This window comes from Microbacterium profundi (assembly GCF_000763375.1).
In the GTDB taxonomy this organism is placed as follows: Bacteria; Actinomycetota; Actinomycetes; order Actinomycetales; family Microbacteriaceae; genus Microbacterium; species Microbacterium profundi.
In genome coordinates, this window is record NZ_JPSY01000003.1 from 51770 (window position 1) to 69249 (window position 17480).

General features: G+C 66.2%; 17 protein-coding genes and 1 pseudogene. 3 read left to right on the forward strand and 15 right to left on the reverse strand.

What is annotated here, in order from left to right:
- Positions 1–13 precede the first annotated feature (13 nt).
- A complete protein-coding gene (locus tag JF52_RS0112930; RefSeq protein WP_235272438.1) occupies positions 14–1762 on the reverse strand; it encodes a heavy metal translocating P-type ATPase in 1749 nt (582 codons plus the stop codon).
- Here JF52_RS0112930 and JF52_RS17840 point away from each other — a divergent pair.
- Both JF52_RS17840 and JF52_RS0112935 read left to right on the forward strand, forming a co-directional pair.
- Positions 1685–1933: pseudogene (locus JF52_RS17840) on the forward strand (four-helix bundle copper-binding protein); the annotation flags it as partial. The gene JF52_RS0112930 and the pseudogene JF52_RS17840 sit on opposite strands and share 78 nt — an antisense overlap.
- Before the next feature lie 154 nt (positions 1934–2087).
- On the forward strand, positions 2088–2684 hold the full coding sequence (locus tag JF52_RS0112935; protein ID WP_084595852.1) for a DUF305 domain-containing protein: 597 nt from the start codon (positions 2088–2090) through the stop codon (positions 2682–2684).
- 320 nt (positions 2685–3004) lie between these two features.
- On the opposite strand, the gene JF52_RS0112940 is transcribed toward JF52_RS0112935, so the two are convergent.
- The 7 genes from JF52_RS0112940 to JF52_RS0112965 all read right to left on the reverse strand — a co-directional run bounded on the left by JF52_RS0112940 (position 3005) and on the right by JF52_RS0112965 (position 9507).
- Entirely contained in the window at positions 3005–3493 is a 489-nt protein-coding gene (locus JF52_RS0112940; RefSeq protein WP_084595853.1) for an ISAs1 family transposase, read from the reverse strand.
- Positions 3494–3617: 124 nt separating this feature from the next.
- Positions 3618–5123 carry a multicopper oxidase family protein gene (locus JF52_RS0112945; RefSeq protein WP_033107306.1) on the reverse strand — a complete coding sequence of 502 codons (1506 nt, stop codon included), beginning with the start codon at positions 5121–5123 and terminating at the stop codon, positions 3618–3620.
- A 205-nt stretch (positions 5124–5328) separates the two neighbouring features.
- Entirely contained in the window at positions 5329–5787 is a 459-nt protein-coding gene (locus JF52_RS0112950) for a DUF6153 family protein (RefSeq protein WP_033107038.1), read from the reverse strand.
- A gap of 694 nt (positions 5788–6481) precedes the next feature.
- Entirely contained in the window at positions 6482–7549 is a 1068-nt protein-coding gene (locus JF52_RS0112955) for a prolipoprotein diacylglyceryl transferase (protein WP_235272459.1), read from the reverse strand.
- A 492-nt stretch (positions 7550–8041) separates the two neighbouring features.
- A complete protein-coding gene (locus JF52_RS0112960; protein ID WP_033107039.1) occupies positions 8042–8473 on the reverse strand; it encodes a DUF6153 family protein in 432 nt (143 codons plus the stop codon).
- A 387-nt stretch (positions 8474–8860) separates the two neighbouring features.
- Positions 8861–9109: a GNAT family N-acetyltransferase gene (locus JF52_RS18030; RefSeq protein ID WP_084595854.1), complete on the reverse strand. Its 249-nt coding sequence runs from the start codon at positions 9107–9109 to the stop codon at positions 8861–8863.
- 86 nt (positions 9110–9195) lie between these two features.
- Complete coding sequence (locus JF52_RS0112965) at positions 9196–9507, reverse strand: hypothetical protein (RefSeq protein ID WP_033107040.1); 312 nt, start codon at positions 9505–9507, stop codon at positions 9196–9198.
- 143 nt (positions 9508–9650) lie between these two features.
- Here JF52_RS0112965 and JF52_RS0112970 point away from each other — a divergent pair, with 143 nt between their 5' ends.
- Positions 9651–10901 (forward strand): MFS transporter, encoded by a 1251-nt coding sequence (locus JF52_RS0112970; protein ID WP_084595882.1) that lies wholly within the window; start codon positions 9651–9653, stop codon positions 10899–10901.
- Positions 10902–10927: 26 nt separating this feature from the next.
- Here JF52_RS0112970 and JF52_RS0112975 read toward each other — a convergent pair whose 3' ends face one another.
- The 7 genes from JF52_RS0112975 to JF52_RS0113005 form a co-directional block, all read right to left on the reverse strand.
- Complete coding sequence (locus tag JF52_RS0112975; RefSeq protein ID WP_033107041.1) at positions 10928–11128, reverse strand: DUF6458 family protein; 201 nt, start codon at positions 11126–11128, stop codon at positions 10928–10930.
- Between the two features lie 104 nt (positions 11129–11232).
- Positions 11233–11979: a formylglycine-generating enzyme family protein gene (locus tag JF52_RS0112980; RefSeq protein WP_033107042.1), complete on the reverse strand. Its 747-nt coding sequence runs from the start codon at positions 11977–11979 to the stop codon at positions 11233–11235.
- Entirely contained in the window at positions 11976–12593 is a 618-nt protein-coding gene (gene yczE / locus JF52_RS0112985) for a membrane protein YczE (RefSeq protein ID WP_234000220.1), read from the reverse strand. The genes JF52_RS0112980 and yczE overlap by 4 nt, the downstream gene beginning before the upstream one ends.
- Complete coding sequence (locus tag JF52_RS0112990; RefSeq protein ID WP_234000221.1) at positions 12590–13345, reverse strand: SGNH/GDSL hydrolase family protein; 756 nt, start codon at positions 13343–13345, stop codon at positions 12590–12592. Before JF52_RS0112990 ends, yczE begins: the two co-directional genes overlap by 4 nt.
- 35 nt (positions 13346–13380) lie before the next feature.
- Positions 13381–14733 (reverse strand): MFS transporter, encoded by a 1353-nt coding sequence (locus JF52_RS0112995; protein ID WP_033107044.1) that lies wholly within the window; start codon positions 14731–14733, stop codon positions 13381–13383.
- Positions 14730–15755 carry an LLM class flavin-dependent oxidoreductase gene (locus tag JF52_RS0113000; protein ID WP_033107045.1) on the reverse strand — a complete coding sequence of 342 codons (1026 nt, stop codon included), beginning with the start codon at positions 15753–15755 and terminating at the stop codon, positions 14730–14732. Before JF52_RS0113000 ends, JF52_RS0112995 begins: the two co-directional genes overlap by 4 nt.
- Positions 15756–15762: 7 nt before the next feature.
- Positions 15763–17439, reverse strand: coding sequence for a DUF885 domain-containing protein (locus JF52_RS0113005; RefSeq protein WP_033107046.1), 1677 nt, complete (start codon positions 17437–17439; stop codon positions 15763–15765).
- Between the last annotated feature and the right edge of the window lie 41 nt (positions 17440–17480).

Sequence of the window (17480 nt, forward strand, 5' to 3'; positions counted from 1 at the left end):
CCGGCGGTTGTGGTCAGCGGTTCAGGATGACGCGGGTCGTGGTGTCGGGGCGGAGGTCGAGTCGGCGCAGCAGTTGGGCGTTGAGGGCGACGACGATGGTGGATAGTGACATGAGGATCGCTCCGATCGACATCGGGAGCACGAATCCGATGGGGGCGAGGACGCCGGCGGCGAGGGGGACGGAGATGATGTTGTATCCGGCAGCCCACCAGAGATTCTGCTTCATCTTCCGGTACGAAGCCCGTGACAGTTCGATCACGGAGAGTACCGAGCGGGGGTCGTCGCTTGCGAGGATGACACCAGCCGACGCGATCGCAACGTCCGTGCCCGCACCGATCGCCAGCCCAACGTCGGCCTGCGCGAGGGCAGGGGCGTCGTTGACGCCGTCGCCGACCATTGCGACCTTACGTCCCTCGTTCTGGAGTTGTTGGACCTTTGCGGCCTTGTCCTCCGGGCGTACTCCGGCGAAGACGCGGTCGATGCCGAGGTCTTGTGCGACGGCCTGCGCCACGGCTTCCGCGTCGCCGGTGATCATTACGACCTGCACGCCGAGCGCGTGAAGGGCGTCGACGGCTTCCCGGGATTCCGAACGCACCTCGTCGGCGAGCTTCAGGGCTCCGACGACGCGCCCGTCCTGGATGACATGGAGGATGATCGCGCCATCCGCGCGCCAATGATCGGCGACCGGAAGCTCATCGGCGTTCTCCTCGGACAGCAGATGAGGTCCCCCGACTCGGATGATCTTCCCCTCAACGGTCGCTGTGACGCCCACAGCAGGTGACGAGGTGAACTCGACGCTTCGGGGGACGGTGAGCTTCCTGTCGGCGGCCGCGCGGACGATGGCCTTCGCGAGCGGGTGCTCGCTGTCGGCCTCTGCGGCGGCCGCCAGCGCGAGCACCCGGTCAGGGTCGGCGCCATCGGCAACGGAGACCTCTGAGACGACGGGCTCGCCCTTGGTGAGGGTGCCGGTCTTGTCGAACAGCACTGTATCGATGGTGCGCATGCTTTCGAGCGCGAGCCGGTCCTTGACGAGCACGCCGCCCCGGGCGGCGCGCTCGGTGGCGATGGAGACGACCAGCGGGATGGCCAGGCCCAGCGCGTGCGGGCAGGCGATGACGAGGACGGTGATGGTGCGGATGACAGCCGCGTCAGGCAAGCCGACCAACGTCCAGACGATCGCGGTGATCGCCGCAGCACCCAGGGCGAACCAGAACAACCATCCGGCAGCCGTGTCAGCGAGGCGCTGAGCACGAGAAGACGAGCTTTGCGCCTCAGTGACGAGACGTTGGATGCCGGCAAGAGTGGTTTCATCGCCGATCGCGGTGATCTCGACACGAAGCCCGGAGTCGGTGGCAACGGTACCCGCGATGACGGAGTCGCCACTGCTGCGCTCCACGGTGCGGGATTCGCCCGTGACCATGGACTCGTCCATTGATGCGCGTCCCTCGACGATGCGCCCGTCCGCGGGGACGCTGCCACCCGGGCGTACGATGACGACGTCACCGACGACGAGGTCGGACGGTGCGACAACCACGACTTGATCATTCTCGACACGTTCCGCTTCGTCGGGGAGTAGCGCGGCGAGCGAGTCCAGTGCGGAAGTCGTCTGGGCGAGGGAGCGCATCTCGATCCAGTGCCCGAGAAGCATGATGACGATGAGGAGGGCGAGTTCCCACCAGAAGACGAGCTGACGAAGTGCATCCGCACGAACCTGGACTGCGCCGACCTCTGCGAAACCACCGGACGCATTCTGTCCAGGCACACCGGGTACGACGCCAACCTCACCCGCGCAACCCTCGAAGCGTGCCGCACGGCATGCGCGAGCTGCGCCGACGAGTGCGAGAAGCACACGATGCACGAACACTGCACGGTGTGTGCTGCGGCCTGCCGGCGATGCGAAGTCGCCTGCGCCGCGCTCCTCGCAACCCTCTGAATAGCAACCTCGACGGCGTCGTGCAGTTCTTCGCTACCCGCATCAATCCAGTGATGCCCGTTGACCAAGCCGAAGCAGACTAGCGAGCGCTCTTGCCCCGCACGTCGTCATCAAGCCCTACCGCGCAACGAGCCGAGACGAACAGGTGAGGCATATGTCGAAGGACGCGCACGAAACAAATGGACGACAAGCGGGGGCGAAAAAGCACGGATCGCTGACGATGTACTTGCGATTCGCGGCGATGATTCTCACCGGCATGGTCGTGATGTATTGGACGATGTTCGCTGGAGTGTGGGAATGGGGGCACATACGCTTCAGCGAAAGCCGCGTCTTCATGGCGCTCACTATGGGCGGCGCGATGGGGCTGGTCATGCTGGCCTGGATGCTCAACATGTACAAGCACAGGAAAGCGAACATTGCGGTCATCATCGTCAGCGTTCTTCTCCTCGGAGGAGGCATCGCCCTCGACCGCAGCCAGATCACCGTCGACGACACCGCGTACATGCGCGCAATGATTCCGCATCACTCGCTCGCGATCACCCGGTCCGAGCGAGCACAGCTGCAGGATGTCCGCGTCTGCGAACTTGCGGTTGAAATCAGCGAAGCGCAGCGCCGAGAGATCCTCGAAATGGACTGGCTCATCGCCGACATCGAAAGCAACGGACTCGCGCTGACGGCCGAGGACGCGCAAGACCGATCCGTTCCAGACTTCGAACGGGCAGCCGACCGCCAGTGCTCGGACGACGGATGACGATTGGTAGCGATAGTCGGTCGATCATGGCTTGTGATCCGAGAGCCTGCCGGAAACGATCGTTTGTGGTGGCCACGCCGATGATGACCGTCAACACGCGACACGCCGAAGTGTGACCCGCCGAAACTTATCCGCACCGAAACTCGTGTGGTAGGTATCCGGCGGAGCGCCGGACGGGCGTTCTCGACAGCGAATACGCCGGTCACGATCACGCCGGGTCACCAGTAGTAAACGAATTGCCCTCAGAAGTCACGCTCTCCCAGAGCGACCACCGCGGCGCTGCGCCCCGCGTTGGAATCCCGCGACGTTCCGGGCACGATCTATGTCGATAAGGTCATCACGGTGCGTGTGACGATGAGCCCTCTCACGTCTCCGAGCTGGTCGACCAGGGCGGCGAAGGGCGGGATCTCGTTCGTCTTCTCTCCGATGGATTCCTGCCCGATGACTGTCCCCGTGTCGTGATCCAGCGCTGCCATCAGGAACACCGGCGATCCGGTGCCGTTCTTCGCGCCGCGCACTTCTTTCCCATCGATCGCGACAGCCCTCGATGCGATGCGCTCTCCCACCCACGAGGTCACGGCAGCATCGAGGGCTTCCCCATCGATGGTCGTGCAGACCCGGTGGATCGTGGCGAGTGTGGGAACGCTTTGCGATCCGGTCACTGGGCGATATCGGGCCGCGTCCGCCGCCCACTCCACGATCGCCGTGAATGTGCGCGATCCCGCCACGACCGCGCACACCACGAGCGCGAGCACTTCCCACAACGGATACCGTCGGCCCCCGCTTCGGACCCGATGCGGAAATTTCATCTCGGAAAGGGGTCTCCGAACCCGACGTGTGGACGACAACCAGGCGACCAGCCAGACGAAGGGTCAGACCTCGGTGCGCCCGTTCCTCTGATACTCGTGACGGTGCACAACAGCGAGGGACGGGTCAGCTCTGCTGGTAGGCGATGGCAGTCATCATCCCAGCCTCCCCGTGGTAGACGTTGTGGCAGTGGCTGAGCCAGCGGCCGGGGTTGTCGGCGTCGAACTCGGCGCGGAGGGTCTTGCCGGGCAGGACGATCGAGGTGTCCTTGCGGGGCCCGCCGCCGAGGTGCTGGTAGGTGTGCCCATGCAGGTGCATGGGATGCCACATCTCGGTCGAGTTCTTGAACTCCAGCTTCACCCGCTCCCCGGCGATGATGCCGAGGGCGTCGCGCATCGGCTGCTCCATGTCCATGCGCCTGCCGTTGATGGCCCAGTCGTACTTGCTCATGCTCCCGGTCAGCTCGAGCACGATGGTGCGGTCGACGGCGCGCTTGGGCAGGGCGACCGCGCCGGTCGCCTTGAGGTCGGCCGCGGTGGCGGGGGTCGTCGTCTGCGGCAGCTTGACGTCTTTGGCGGGGACGCTGCCGGATCCGGTACGCAGTACGGCGAGGGCCTGGTCCTGCTTGCCGAGGGCTTCGGCGACGACGGCGAACGCGCCGTCGCCGGCGGTGATGACCGCGTCGTAGCGCTCGCCCATGCCGAGCACGACGCTCTCGGCCTCGTACGGCTCCACGGGGAAGCCGTCGGTGTGGGTGATGGTGAGCGGATGGTCGGCGACGCCGAACCGGAAGGCGGTGTCGCCGCCGGCGTTGATGATCCGGAGCCGGATCCGCTCCCCGGGCTTGGCGGTGAAGGTCTGCGGGTCGTTCGCGGGCTTGCCGTTGATGAGGAAGAGGGGGTAGTAAACGTCGCCGGCGTCGCCGCCGAGCAGCGGCGAGGTCGCGCCCATCAGGGTGTTGCCCATCCGCATCGGCCCCGTGCCCATGCCGCCGTGGTCCATCATGCCCTGGCTGAGCTCATTGAGGACTTGGTCAGGCGTCGCGGTGACGCCGTCGAGCCAGTCGTCCAGGACGACGATCCATTCCTTGTCGTAGTCGGCCTTCTCGTTGGGGTCGTCGATGATCAGCGGCGCATACAGGCCGCGGTCCTGCTGCACGCCGACGTGCGGGTGGAACCAGTAGGTGCCGGCATGTGGCAGGACGAACTCGTAGGTGAACGTGTCGCCCGACTGGACCGGCTTCTGCGTGAGGTTCGGCACGCCGTCCATGTCGTTGCGTAGGGCGAGGCCGTGCCAGTGCACGGTGGTCGGGTCGGGGAGGCCGTTGGTGAGGGCGACCTTCAAAGTCTCGCCGACGTTGCCGCGCAGCGGGTCGGCGGCAGAGGCCCCGCGGTAGGCCCAGGTCTCGGCGCTCTTCCCGCCGAGGTCGAGCGTGACCGGCTCGGCGGTCAGAGCGCGCTGCAAGACCGTTCCGGTGCGGCGGCGCTTCGCCTCTGCCGCTGCGACAGCGGGGCTGTCTGGGCCGACGTACGAGCTTGGCCTGTTGGTAGCGTCGCATGCGGAGAGGCCGACGGCGGTGAGGGTCAGTGCGCCGAAAGCGAGGAACTGGCGGCGGTTCAGGTCGGTGTGCATGGTTGAACGATGTCCTTCTGTGTCGATGGTGAGCGGTGCCACGACATCGGCCGGTGCGTTCGACGATCACGGCTGATCGGACGCGCAGGTCTCGTGCGCCCTCAGAAGAGGGTCAGCGCCATGAGGGCGCGATGTCGTAGCAGATGCGGGGCAGGGTCAGACCTGCCCCGAGGGGCAGGAGCGCCGCCGTGGCGCTCCCTACGCCTCACGTTCGAGAGATCGACAGCTCCAGGTGGGACAGCGCGAGCCGGCGAGCGGTCTCGAGCGGCGGCCCCGGCTCTGCCGCGGGGCCGAGATCGGGCAGGACAGCGGCGAGAGGGACCGGGAGGACGGGGATGCTCTTGTCGGTTGGCCCGGGGGTGCAGGTGGAGCCGACGCCGCTGCCCATGGCGGCCGCACACCCGCCGGAGCGGTGGACCATGCCGTGCGGTCCGGTCGCCGTCGATGTGGGGGTGGTGGCCGCATCGTCTGACGTGCCAGGCGTCGTTTGGGATGCGTGCCCCATCGTGGCCATGGGGGCGATCGTTGCCGTCGCTGCGGCTCCGTTGATCAGTGCGTGCATTGCGAGGAGGCCGGCGATGAGCAGTATCGCGAGGACTGTCAGCTGCAGCCAGTGCGGGCGGCGGCAGGGCTCGTCGGTCACGGTCTCCACATTCAAGAGCATACCCCGGTAGAGTATCCCGCCTCCAACGGTGAGTCCGTCGGCGACGCACCCGCCGCGTCGAGGTCAGCGCGCGGACCGGCAGGCTCGTCGTCACCGCCGAGGGAGACATCGATGAAGCGAAGGTCCTGGCCGCTGTCGAGGAGGCCGGCTACTCGGCAGTGCGGGCCCGATGAAGGCCCCGGCGAGGCTCGCGCTCTACGGCGCTGGGCTAGTGGGCTAGCGGTGGCGTTCGGCGGGGCCTTCGGGCTCGCCGGCGGCGCCGTCCCCGACAGCGCCGCGCAGGCTTGGATGAAAGGAACGACCGAGATGGACACGCACGACCAGAGCCCTGCACTTGATCGTGGTGCGCAGCAACGGGGCGCAGTTCCGCCACGCGCACCCCGTCTTGGATGTGTGTGATCGACTGTTTGTAGGCCGGTTGAGCAGGGTTTCCGGCCGACGTAGTGGCTGGTTTCCTGCTGAAAAGCGCGAGATTCCGGCCATGGCGCGTCGCGTGTGAGTGGTGCCTGACGAGGTGCCGGGCGTGACGTGTTTTCGTTCACATCGGCGACGGTTTTTCAATGAGTCAACGTGCGTTGACGACTCGAGCGGAGTGCACCATGCTCAGTGATACCTCCAGGTGGCCCCATGCTCGTGGCAACGAGGTGGTTCCATCCGCTGGCAAGCGGCAACCGTCCTGACGGACCGCCAACGCTCAGCGGACATAAATAGTGATCGCGACGACAACGTCGACCAGCAGAACGGTTGCCGCGGTCGCGAGCGTGATCACTCGACCGTACCGAGTCTTGCTGGACTCGGCACGAAGTGGCAGCAGCAACTGGCGGCCCAGGACGTAGGCCGCTAACGCTCCTATGAAAATGGTGCCGGGGAACTCCGAGAGCCCAGCGATGACCAGCACGCCCAGCGCCGTACCGCCGATGATTGCTGCCAGCGCGGATTCCAGCAATTGCGTGGGGATTCGGCGCACACCTAGTCTCCGGTCCGACGACCACAGACCCCAACGCGATGCAGTCGGCCGGCCAACGCAGCATCCGCTGAGCAAACACCCGAATCGACCGATCGTCATCCCGAACATCAGCGCCGGCGCGGTGATGTCCAGCAGCGAGCCCAAGTCGATGCCAGCCACCAGGGCCCCGACGATCAACCCGACAGCGGCCCCCAGCACGAAACCTTGGATGCACATCCCACCCCCGGACAGTGCCCGTCGTCGGGCAGCCGGATACACCGCCAGGTAGTACAATTTCGCCCCTACCAGCCCGATCAGGCTTGCCACCAGCGACACCAACCCGACCCCGACCACAGACAGGCCGAGAAGAGCAGCCAGCACCCCTTGGACGCCCAGCGCAACCGCCGCGCCCAGAGCGACGAGAGCCGCCCAGGAGCCGAGCAGCACGCCGGGGGCCTTCTGGGCGATCACCGCAGCCCAACCGGTGGAACCCTCGGCGGAGGCTCCGGGCAGACGGGGCAGCACGGCTAGGGCATCGCGGGAGGACTCGCGATCGACTCCGATGTGGTGCGCGGAAGGTCGTGCCACAACCCGCCACGAGCCCGCTTTCACGTTCGGGACTCGAGTGGTGACCGCAATTCGACCACTACCCGGCAGCACTCGCTCCACCGTCGTCGCAACCTTGAAGAGATCCCCAGTGCCGGGTGTGTGCTTCACTCCCATGCGGCGACCCTCGAACTCGATCGCTACCGAATACGGATCGCCGTCAGACGCCGCGCGGAATTCGTACGTCAACCCCAATGCATGCGGCTCCACCTCGGCCAACGCGCTGCAATTGAATGCGGTAACCCGCAGCGGGCCAGCCTGCTCGGCGGCCCTACCGGGGTCGGGTTTCGTCCGCGGTGCCACCTGACCGGCTACCCCACTCTTTGTCGCAGAGGGTGTCGGGGCTGTTGTCGCAGAGGGTGTCGGGGCCTTTTTCGCAGAGGGTGTATGCGCTGTTGGCGCAGAGGGTGTCGGCGCGCGAAAAAATGATGCCCCGGGACGCGATTTAGACCGCTTGTCATCACTGGACACGATCTTCCTTCCTAATTCAGTAATGCGGGTTTGGCCCGCGGGTCGCAAACTCGTCGATGTCGATGCGTCCAGTCACGTAGACCTCTCCGTCGGCACGAACGGCGGCGGTGATGTGCAGAACGTACGCACTTCGAGTCCGGCGGGTCGGACGATCCTGGCCACGCACTGGTTCTCACCCCAACTGCACGGCGTGGGAGCCGCTGCGGTTGCCGGTGGGGGACTACGGCTGATTCATCTCCGAAGCACGCACAGCGCGAGCAAATCCACGGACATCGCACGAGGCAGTTGGCGGAAAGATGCCGTGTCGGGTGCGTTCGCAGGCGCAACGCGCATCCGCATCAATGGAGCGCGGCCACGAATGCGCCAGATGCCGGCGAACACGAATATCGCACAGGCCAAGACCGCCATCCCTACGTCGGTGAGATCGCGCGCTCCGGGGTAAACGTACACCGAGCAGTCGGAATCGGCGGGGCCGTTGGCCTGATCCGAAACCTGTGGCGCGGCCACCGAAACGGCCGACATCTGCGGCTGCGCCTCAGCTCCTTGTTGACTGAGGGCGTGCATCCCGACCAGACCGAAGATCAACAACAGCGCAAACCCGACGATCGCTACGCTACCGGTCGGCCGAGAACGCATGCCGGGCCAATTCACGGTCCAGCCCATAGTCTCCCGCCGTCTCCTTCAGCCGCCTCGACGTGCTGCAACACTACACCCGCCGCACTCCGCGGCAAAGTCCTCGTGCGCGAGCGCACCCAACCGAGCATTGACACGTTCGTGCGACGACAACGACCGCAGTTCCAGGAGTGAACTCGGCACGATTCGAGCACCGACCGTTCTGTTGACGCGACGCCAAAGGCCGCTCTTCGGGCGTCCGCCCGGATCGCGCGCACATGCAGAGCGAGCGAGCAAGCGGCGTGACCCTCCCGTACCGACCGGTGGGGACAAGCTGTCCACTTGTCCGCGAGCGAATGATCGCGTCGAGAAGTTTTGACGGCCGCAGACTACCGCGGCACTCGTCGTGGATTGCCGAGGACCGCAAGTGCCAGTGCTTCAGTCCACAACGCGAGCCAGATGGCGGCACGCTCCGGAAAGGCTCGAGTCGTTCGACGGTGCATTGTGCTCGTCAGGGAATGCTGTGAGAAGACGCCGACGTTGCGCATGAGCTCGCGTGTCGTCGATGAGGTGCTTGACCGCTGCGGAGCCCGCTCCCCTCCCCTGCGCTTCAGGGACGATGAACCACCCTGCTTCGAACACGTCTTGATCGCGCCACGTCGTCTTCCAGCAGTAGATGGCACCCAGTGACTCCGAGCCGTCGGTGACTGGACTTCACTCATGCGACGACGATTGCACGGGTCACCGACATCCGAAGATCGCGATCGACGATCTCAGTCCGACGCTTCCAGGATGCCGCGCATCGCAGCCGCATCGATCCGCGAGGTCTCACCCTCATACTCTTCTTCCACGCGGAAGCTCAGGCCGTTGCGTTCGCAGAACGCCGCGGTCTTCTCCAGCCGCGGAGCGACCTCGACGTGGTCGTTGCCGAAGAGCTCGGCGGCGTACACATTCCTGCCGGCGCTCACGGCCGAACTCAGTTCCACAGTGGAACGCCCGGTGATGCCGTACAACTCCTTGAGCAGAGGCGGAGGCAGTTGGGGACTGCCCTCGATGAAGATCGCGATGGAGGGGGATTCAGCCATGATCCATTTCACCACGCGCCGAGTCCAGTTCGACGCGGCACCCCGCGCGTAAACTGAGGCACGTGCGCACCGCTTCCTCCTCCCCTGGTTCGACGATCGGATGGAGAGCATGGCTGATCTGGTCGGTCGGCGTCGCGGCGTACATGCTGGCCATCACTAACCGCACATCGCTCGGGGCCGTGGGTGTGGATGCGGCGGAGCGATTCCAGGCGGATGCTTCGACCCTGTCGTTGTTCGCGGTGGTGCAGCTCGCGGTGTACGGCGGCATGCAGATTCCGATCGGGGTGCTCCTCGACAAGTACGGCGCACGACCGATCATCACGATCGGCATGATCCTGATGGCCTTCGGGCAGTTGACGATCGCGATCTCCCCCAGCATCGGCATCGCGATCGTCGCCCGCATCCTGCTCGGCGCAGGTGATGCGGCAGTGTTCCCCGCCGTGCTCAGACTCATCGCGATCTGGTTCCCGGCGCAGCGGGGCCCCGTGATGGTGCAGCTCACCGGCGTCCTCGGGCAGGCCGGTCAGCTCGTCGCGCTGATCCCGCTCGCCGCTCTGCTGCACGCCACGAGCTGGACGATCACCTTCGGCAGCATCGCCGGTCTCGGCATCCTCTTCGCCATCCTCGTCTGGCTCGTGATCCGCAATCGACCACCAGAGCTCGACGCCGACATCACCGTCAACACCGATACCGGCGTCGTTCGCGTCGTGACATCAGCGATCGACACCGGCGTGGGCATCCGCGCGGCGTGGGCGCACCCCGGAACCAGGTTGGCGTTCTGGTCGCACTTCACCACTCCGTTCGCTGGAACCGCATTCGTCCTGCTTTGGGGAATGCCGTTCCTCACGGCAGGCGAGGGCGTCACGACGGGACAAGCAGCCACGATCATCTCGACATATGTCGTTGCCGGAATGTTTCTCGGCCCGATCATCGGAAACCTCTCCGGACGCATGCCGAACCGGCGATCACTCGCACTCGTGCTCCCTGCAGTCGGGATCCAGATGATCGCGTGGATCGTCATCCTGCTGCTCCCCGGACCCGCCCCGCTCTGGCTCCTCTACGTTCTTGCGGTCGCGCTGGCCACCGGCGGTCCCGCGTCGATGATCGCCTTCGACCACGCGAGGACGCACAACCCCGCACATCGGCTGAGCACCGCCACGGGGCTCACGAACGGCGGTGGATTCATCTCCGCCCTCATCGCGATCTTCCTCATCGGTCTCGCGCTCGATCTGCAGGGCGCCGGCACGCCGGAGACGTATTCACTCGAGGCGTTCCGCATCGCGTTCCTCGCCCAGGTACCGATCTGGCTGGTGGGATCCGCATTCATCTTGATAGAGCGCAAGCGCACCCGCATCCGTATCGGGCTGGACCCGGAACGAAGGACGAGAAGATAACCGGCCGCGCCTGAGGACTCGCGCGGCTACAGCACGGTGTCGTCTGTCGGCGCATCCCGGCGACGACGAGAAGCAAGCAGGATGAGCCCGAGGACGAACACGACGGCGCCGGCCCCCATCAGGATGTAGCCGATCAGGTCGAGGTTGGCCCATTCGACCTCGACGTTCACCGCGAACGTGAGAATGGCGCCGATGACGAACAATACGATTCCTGTGCCGATGCTCATGCGAGGTCCTTTCCTGGTACCCGTGGCGACACCTGCGTCGACGAGCAAACCACTGCTGTTCGTTCTGACGATGCCAGCAATCTCCACCCGAGGCAAGAGGTTCGTCAGCGCTTTCGCGGCGTCCAGCCGGCCAGCAGCGCATCATCCGACGCCGCACGTTCGAGATCGACGGCCGATGACCACCCCTGTGCGGCATCAACGGCATCGAAACCGCCGCGCGCCACACGCATCCCGACATCCTCATGATGCATGCGCGGCGCTCCGCCTCGCCTCACGGAGGCACGTACGTTCCATGCGTCGTCCGCGTATCCCCCGCCGCGGAACACCCGGTACTCGTCGTAGCGGGCAGGGTCCAGCAGATCCCAGCACCACTCCCATACGTTGCCCAAGGTATCGAACAGCCCGTTCAGATTCGGCATCTTTCCGCCGACATCCTGCGGCGTCGGCATACCGTCTGCCGCAGTCCACGCGACGTCGGCCAGCAGACCGTAATGCGGACCCGTCGAACCCGCGCGGCACGCATGCTCCCACTCCGCCTCGGTGGGAAGCCGGTATCCGTCGCTGTCGACATGCCAGGTGATGTCCTCACCGTCGAACGTGTACGCCGGATCAAGACCTTCCCACTCAGAAGCCGCGTTGCAGAACCGCACCGCGCGCAGCCAGCTCAGGTCCGTCGCCGGACGGCGAGGATGCTGTGCGGCGATTCCGAGGATCTCGGACATCTGCTCCTCGGTGACGGCGAACACGCCCAGCTCGAACGAATCGAGTGTCACAGAGCGCACGAGGTCGCGGCGCGCGTCGTGCAGCGTTACGACACCGCCCGGCACCCGCGCCATCTCCAGATCGCTCACGTGGTGGCACGCTCCTGAACCGGGATCGCGAACAGCCGCATGAAGTACTGGCACAGCGGCCCGACGAGCAGCGCGAATGCGACAGTGCCGAGCCCCACGTTGCCACCGAGCGCCCAGCCGACTGCGACGACGACGATCTCGATGCCGGTTCGCACGATCCAGATCCGCCAGCCGGTCTGCTTGTGCAGACCGGTCATCAGGCCGTCTCGCGGTCCGGGACCGAAATGAGCGCCGATGTACAGCCCGGTCGCAGCGGAGAGGATGAGCAGCCCGACCACGAAGAAGCAGATGCGGAGCCACAACGGCTGATCCGCCGGGATCAACCAGAGACCGACATCGGCGGCCGGCCCGACGAGCAGGGCGTTCAGCACCGTGCCGATCCCGAGCCTCTGCCGCAGCGGGATCCACAGCAGCAGCACGACGACGCTGATCAGGATCGTCACCACTCCGAAGCTCAGCGGCACGTGACGTGTGATGCCCTGCGACAGCACATCCCACGCGGCCGCGCCGATCTGCCCGCGCACCATGAACGCGATCCCGATGCCGTACAGGAACAGCCCGACCAGCAGCTGCACCCAACGGCGCGGGAGCCTGCGGCCGCGCAGTGCGTTCACTGCGGCGCTCGTTCGACCCACGCGCCGTACTTGGCGGCGCGGCCATCACCCGAGGATGTGCGCGTCAGCCGTCGCTTGACCCACGGCCCGACGTGCTCCCGGTAGTAGGCGAGCCCGACCGCTCCCCCGGCCCGCAACTCGCTGGGCGCCCACCACTCTGCCGGCGGTTCATACCCGAGTGCGTCCAGGACCCTGGCCGCGACGCGGTGATGACCTGCCGAATTCATGTGCAGACGATCTTCCGACCAGTAGGCACTGCGGGCGAGTTCACGATCGGGCCAGTTCAGCGCGCGGACGACGTCGGCACGGTTCGCGATGCGGCGCATCACAGCCGCGGAGAGCTCGTCTCCGCGGCGCTGGATCATGGAACCCATCGGCAGTTGTCCTGCAGGGTTCGCGCCGGACAGCACGATGAGAGTCACGCCCTGGTCATCGCATCGACGAAGAACGCGTGAGAACGCGTCGGCGATGTGCTCCAGATCGGTCCGCGGGCGCAGCATGTCGTTGCCTCCCCCGTTGAAGGACAGATGCGTGGGGTTCAGCGCCAGGGCGGGTTCGAGCTGCTCCTCGACGATCGGCCACGCGAGCTTGCCGCGGACCGCCAGGTTCGCGTAATGGATCGGATGACCGGCAGCATCGGCCCACCCCTGCGCCGCGATATCGGCCCAGCCGCGCACACGGCCGTCGGGCAACTCGTCGCCGACGCCCTCGGTGAACGAGTCGCCGATGGCCACGAACCTCACATCACTCACCGAACCAGCCTATGCCCGGCCGCGAGCACGACGGCTCACCGATCGTCGAGTGCCTGGCCTCTTCGATCGACGAGTCCCCAGGTCACGATCGCGGCGAGGACGAAGAAGCCGGCGAAGACGGCGAACAGCACCGGCACTCCGCCGGTCGCCAAGAGCACCGGAACGATCAGTGGTGCGACGATGGACGCGATCCTGCCGACCCCGGCCGCCCACCCCGCACCCGTGCCGCGCAGCGAGGTCGGATAGATCTCCGGGGTCACGGCGTACAGCGCGCCCCACGCGCCGAGATTGAAGAACGACAGCGCCATTCCCGTCGCGATGATCGCCCCGACGCCCGTCGCGGTCCCGAACAGCACAGCCGAGACCGCGGATCCGGCGAGGAACACCGACAGCGTCGTTCGGCGCCCCCACACCTCGATGAGCCACGCGGCCACGGCGTATCCCGGCAGCTGAGCGAGTGTGATGAGCAGCGTGAACCCGAAGGAACGGACGAGATCGTAGCCGGCATCGACGAGGATGCTGGGGATCCAGATGAACGCGCCGTAATAGGCGAAGTTCACGCAGAACCAGATCAGCCAGATGCACAGGGTGCGCAGCCTGAACTCGGGATACCAGAGCGTACCGAGGCGTGTCGCGGCGTCGTCGGCGATGGCGCGAGAGGTCGCCGCTTTGTGGACGAGCGGGCCGCCCGTGATCCCGGCATCCGCCTCGAACGCCGACACGATCCTCTCCGCCTGCGAGATCCTCCCCCGTGACGCCAGCCATCGGGGCGACTCGGGAAGGCCCCAACGCACGATGATCGCGTATGCGGCGGGCACCGCGCCGAGGGCGAACGCCCAGCGCCAGCCCGATTCGGATGTGGGGATCACGAAGTAGCCGATCAGGGCAGCGGCCGTCCAGCCGACGGCCCAGAACGCCTCGAGGATGACGATGAGGCGCCCCCTGATGCGGCGCGGCGCGAACTCGCTGACGTAGGTCGACGCGACCGGAAGCTCCGCACCGAGACCGAGACCGACGAAGAACCGCAGCACGAGCAGCATCGCCAGTCCGCCGACGAGCGCGCTGGCACCGGTGGCGACCCCGTAGATCAGCAGTGTGATCGCGAACACCTGGCGCCGGCCGAGGCGATCCGCCAGCAGACCACCGAGCGTCGCGCCGATCGCCATGCCGATGAACCCGACGGAGGCGATCCACCCGGTCTCCGCCTTCGACAGGTCCCACTGCTGAGCGAGAGCGGCGATGACGAACGAGATGAGGCCGACATCCATCGCGTCCAGCGCCCAGCCAACGCCCGATCCTGACAGGACTCTGAAGTGCCGCCGCGTGAACGGCAGCGCGTCGAGACGCTCTGCCAACGAGGTGCGACTCGAGATGCCGGGGTCGCTCATTTCAGCAGATCTCTGACACGGGGGATCACCTCGGTGCCGTACAGCTCGATGCTGCGCATCATCTGCTCATGTCCCAGCGTGCCGGTGGCGTACTTGAGGTCGAATCTGCCGATCCCCAGTGTGCGCACGGTATCGGCGATCTTCTGGGCGACGCGTTCGGGAGAGCCGGAATAGATCGCCCCGGCGGGCCCCACGTCGTTCTGGAAGCGCGCCCGGCTGTACTCGGGCCAGCCGCGCTCCTTGCCGATCGTGTTGTTCATGGCCTCGAACCCCGAGTACGCGCCGTCCCAGGCCTCATCGTCGGTATCGGCGATGTGCCCGGGCGAGTGGACGGCGATCGGATGCTCCGTCGTGCCGAACGCGGCGATCGAGCGATGGTACAGCTCGACGAACGGCGCGAAACGCCCTGCTGGGCCGCCGATGATCGCGAGCATGAGTCCCACGCCGTGCCTGGCGACGCGCACGACCGATTCCGGACTCCCGCCGACGCCCACCCACGTGCGAAGCCCGTTCTCGGTCTTCGGGAACACATCGGCGTCGGTGAGCGCCGGGCGCATGGTGCCCGACCAGGTGACCGGCTTCTCCTCGGCGAGTTCGACGAAGAGCTCGAGCTTCTCCTCGAACAGGGCTTCGTAGTCGCGCAGGTCGAAGCCGAAGAGCGGAAACGACTCGGTGAACGAACCACGACCGAGCACGACCTCGGCGCGGCCGCTGGAGAGCGCGTCCAACGTCGCGAATCGTTCGTAGACTCTGACCGGGTCATCGGATGACAGCACCGTCACCGCGGTGCCGAGTCTGATCCGCTCGGTACGTGCGGCGATCGCGGCGAGCACCATCTCCGGCGCGGAGACGGCGAACTCCTTGCGGTGATGCTCGCCCACTCCGAAGAAATCGACGCCCACCCGGTCGGCGAGTTCAGCCTGTTCGACGATGTTGCGGATCGTCTGGGCCGCCGTCAACAACTCTCCGTCGGGATCGCGGGTGATGTCGCCGAACGTGTCCAGGCCGAACTCGAGAACCATCTGCTGCCTACCTGTTCACGAGGGCCGTGCGAAGCGTGTCGAGCCCGACACCGCCGAGGTCGAGAGCGCGCTTGTGGAACTGCTTGATGTCGAACGCGTCGCCCTGCTGCACGCGGTAAGCGTCTCGCACCTGCTCCCAGATGCGCTGTCCCACCTTGTACGACGGAGCCTGTCCGGGCCAGCCGAGATACCGGTTGACCTCGAACTGCACGAACTCGTCCGACATGTTGACGTTGCGCCGCATGAAGTCGAGTGCGTAGTCGGCATCCCATGTGCCGGTGCCATCAAGACGAGGCTTTCCCAGGTGCACGCCGATGTCGAGGACGACCCGGGCTGCGCGCATGCGCTGCCCGTCGAGCATGCCCAGCCGGTCGGCAGGATCGTCGAGGTAGCCCAACTGCTGCATGAGCCGTTCGGCGTAGAGCGCCCAGCCCTCTGCGTGTCCTGACGTACCGGCGAGCAGCCGGCGCCAGGAGTTCAGTTCTGCCCTGTTGTAGACCGCCTGCCCGATCTGGAGATGGTGGCCGGGAATGCCCTCGTGGTAGACGGTGGTGAGCTCGCGCCAGGTGTCGAACTCCGTGACGCCCTCCGGCACCGACCACCACATGCGCCCTGGACGGGAGAAATCGTCCGTCGGGCCGGTGTAGTAGATGCCGCCCTCTTGCGTGGGCGCGATCATGCACTCCAGCGTGCGGATCTGCTCGGGGATGTCGAAATGGGTCGCGCCGAGCTCGGCGACCGCGCGGTCGCTGGTCTCCTGCATCCAGCGCTGCAGCGCTTCGGTGCCGTGCAGCTTGCGCGAGGGGTCGGCCTCCAGGTGCGCCACGGCCTCTTCTACGGTCGAGCCGGGGAGGATCTCGTTCGCGATCGCGGTCTGCTCGGCCACCATGCGGGCGAGTTCTTCCCGACCCCACTCATAGGTCTCATCGAGGTCGATCTCGGCGCCGAGGAACCGGCGGGAGTTGAGCGCGTACAGCTCGCGACCCACAGCATCCACCTCACTCGCGGCTGGCGCGAGGGTGCCGTTGAGGAAGCTCCTCAGCTCGTCGTAGGCGACCCGTGCCGCCGATGCGCTGTCGGCGAGTTCGCGGGCGAGGGATGCCGGAAGCTCGCCCTCGTCCGGCGTCGCACCGGCCACGAACGCGGCGAAGAAACCGTCGTCTGCGGTGTACCGCACGATCTGGTCTGCGACCTCGACCACTTGCCGCCGAGCGGGCACGACGCCTTCTGCGATGCCCTCGCGCAGTGTCGCGGTGTAGCCGCGCAGCGCGTGCGGGACTGCGGCCAGACGCTTCACGATGATCGACCAGTCATCGGCCGTCGACGTGGGCATGAGGTCGTAGACCTGGCGGATGTCCTGAGCCGCCGAAGCGATCACATTCAGATCGCGAAGATGCCACCGTGCATCGTGGAATTCGAGATCGAGCTTCAGCTCGCTGCTGAGGTCGGCCTTCGTGACCTCGTCGACGGCATCGGCCGGGACCAGCTCCTCGAGCGCGCTGAGCGTCTTGCGCGCCTCGCTCGCGTATTGCTGCTGCCCGTCAGGGCTGAGGTCGCCGTAGCGGTCGTTGGCGTCGTTGCGCCCGATGTACGTGCCGACGGTTGGTACGAGCTCTACGGTGGTGTCGACCCATTCTTCTGCGACCTTGTCGATCGCTGAGGGTGTGCGAGGGGTAGTCGTCATTGCTTCAGCGTAGCGGCGCCGATCACCGCATCGTTTGCGGA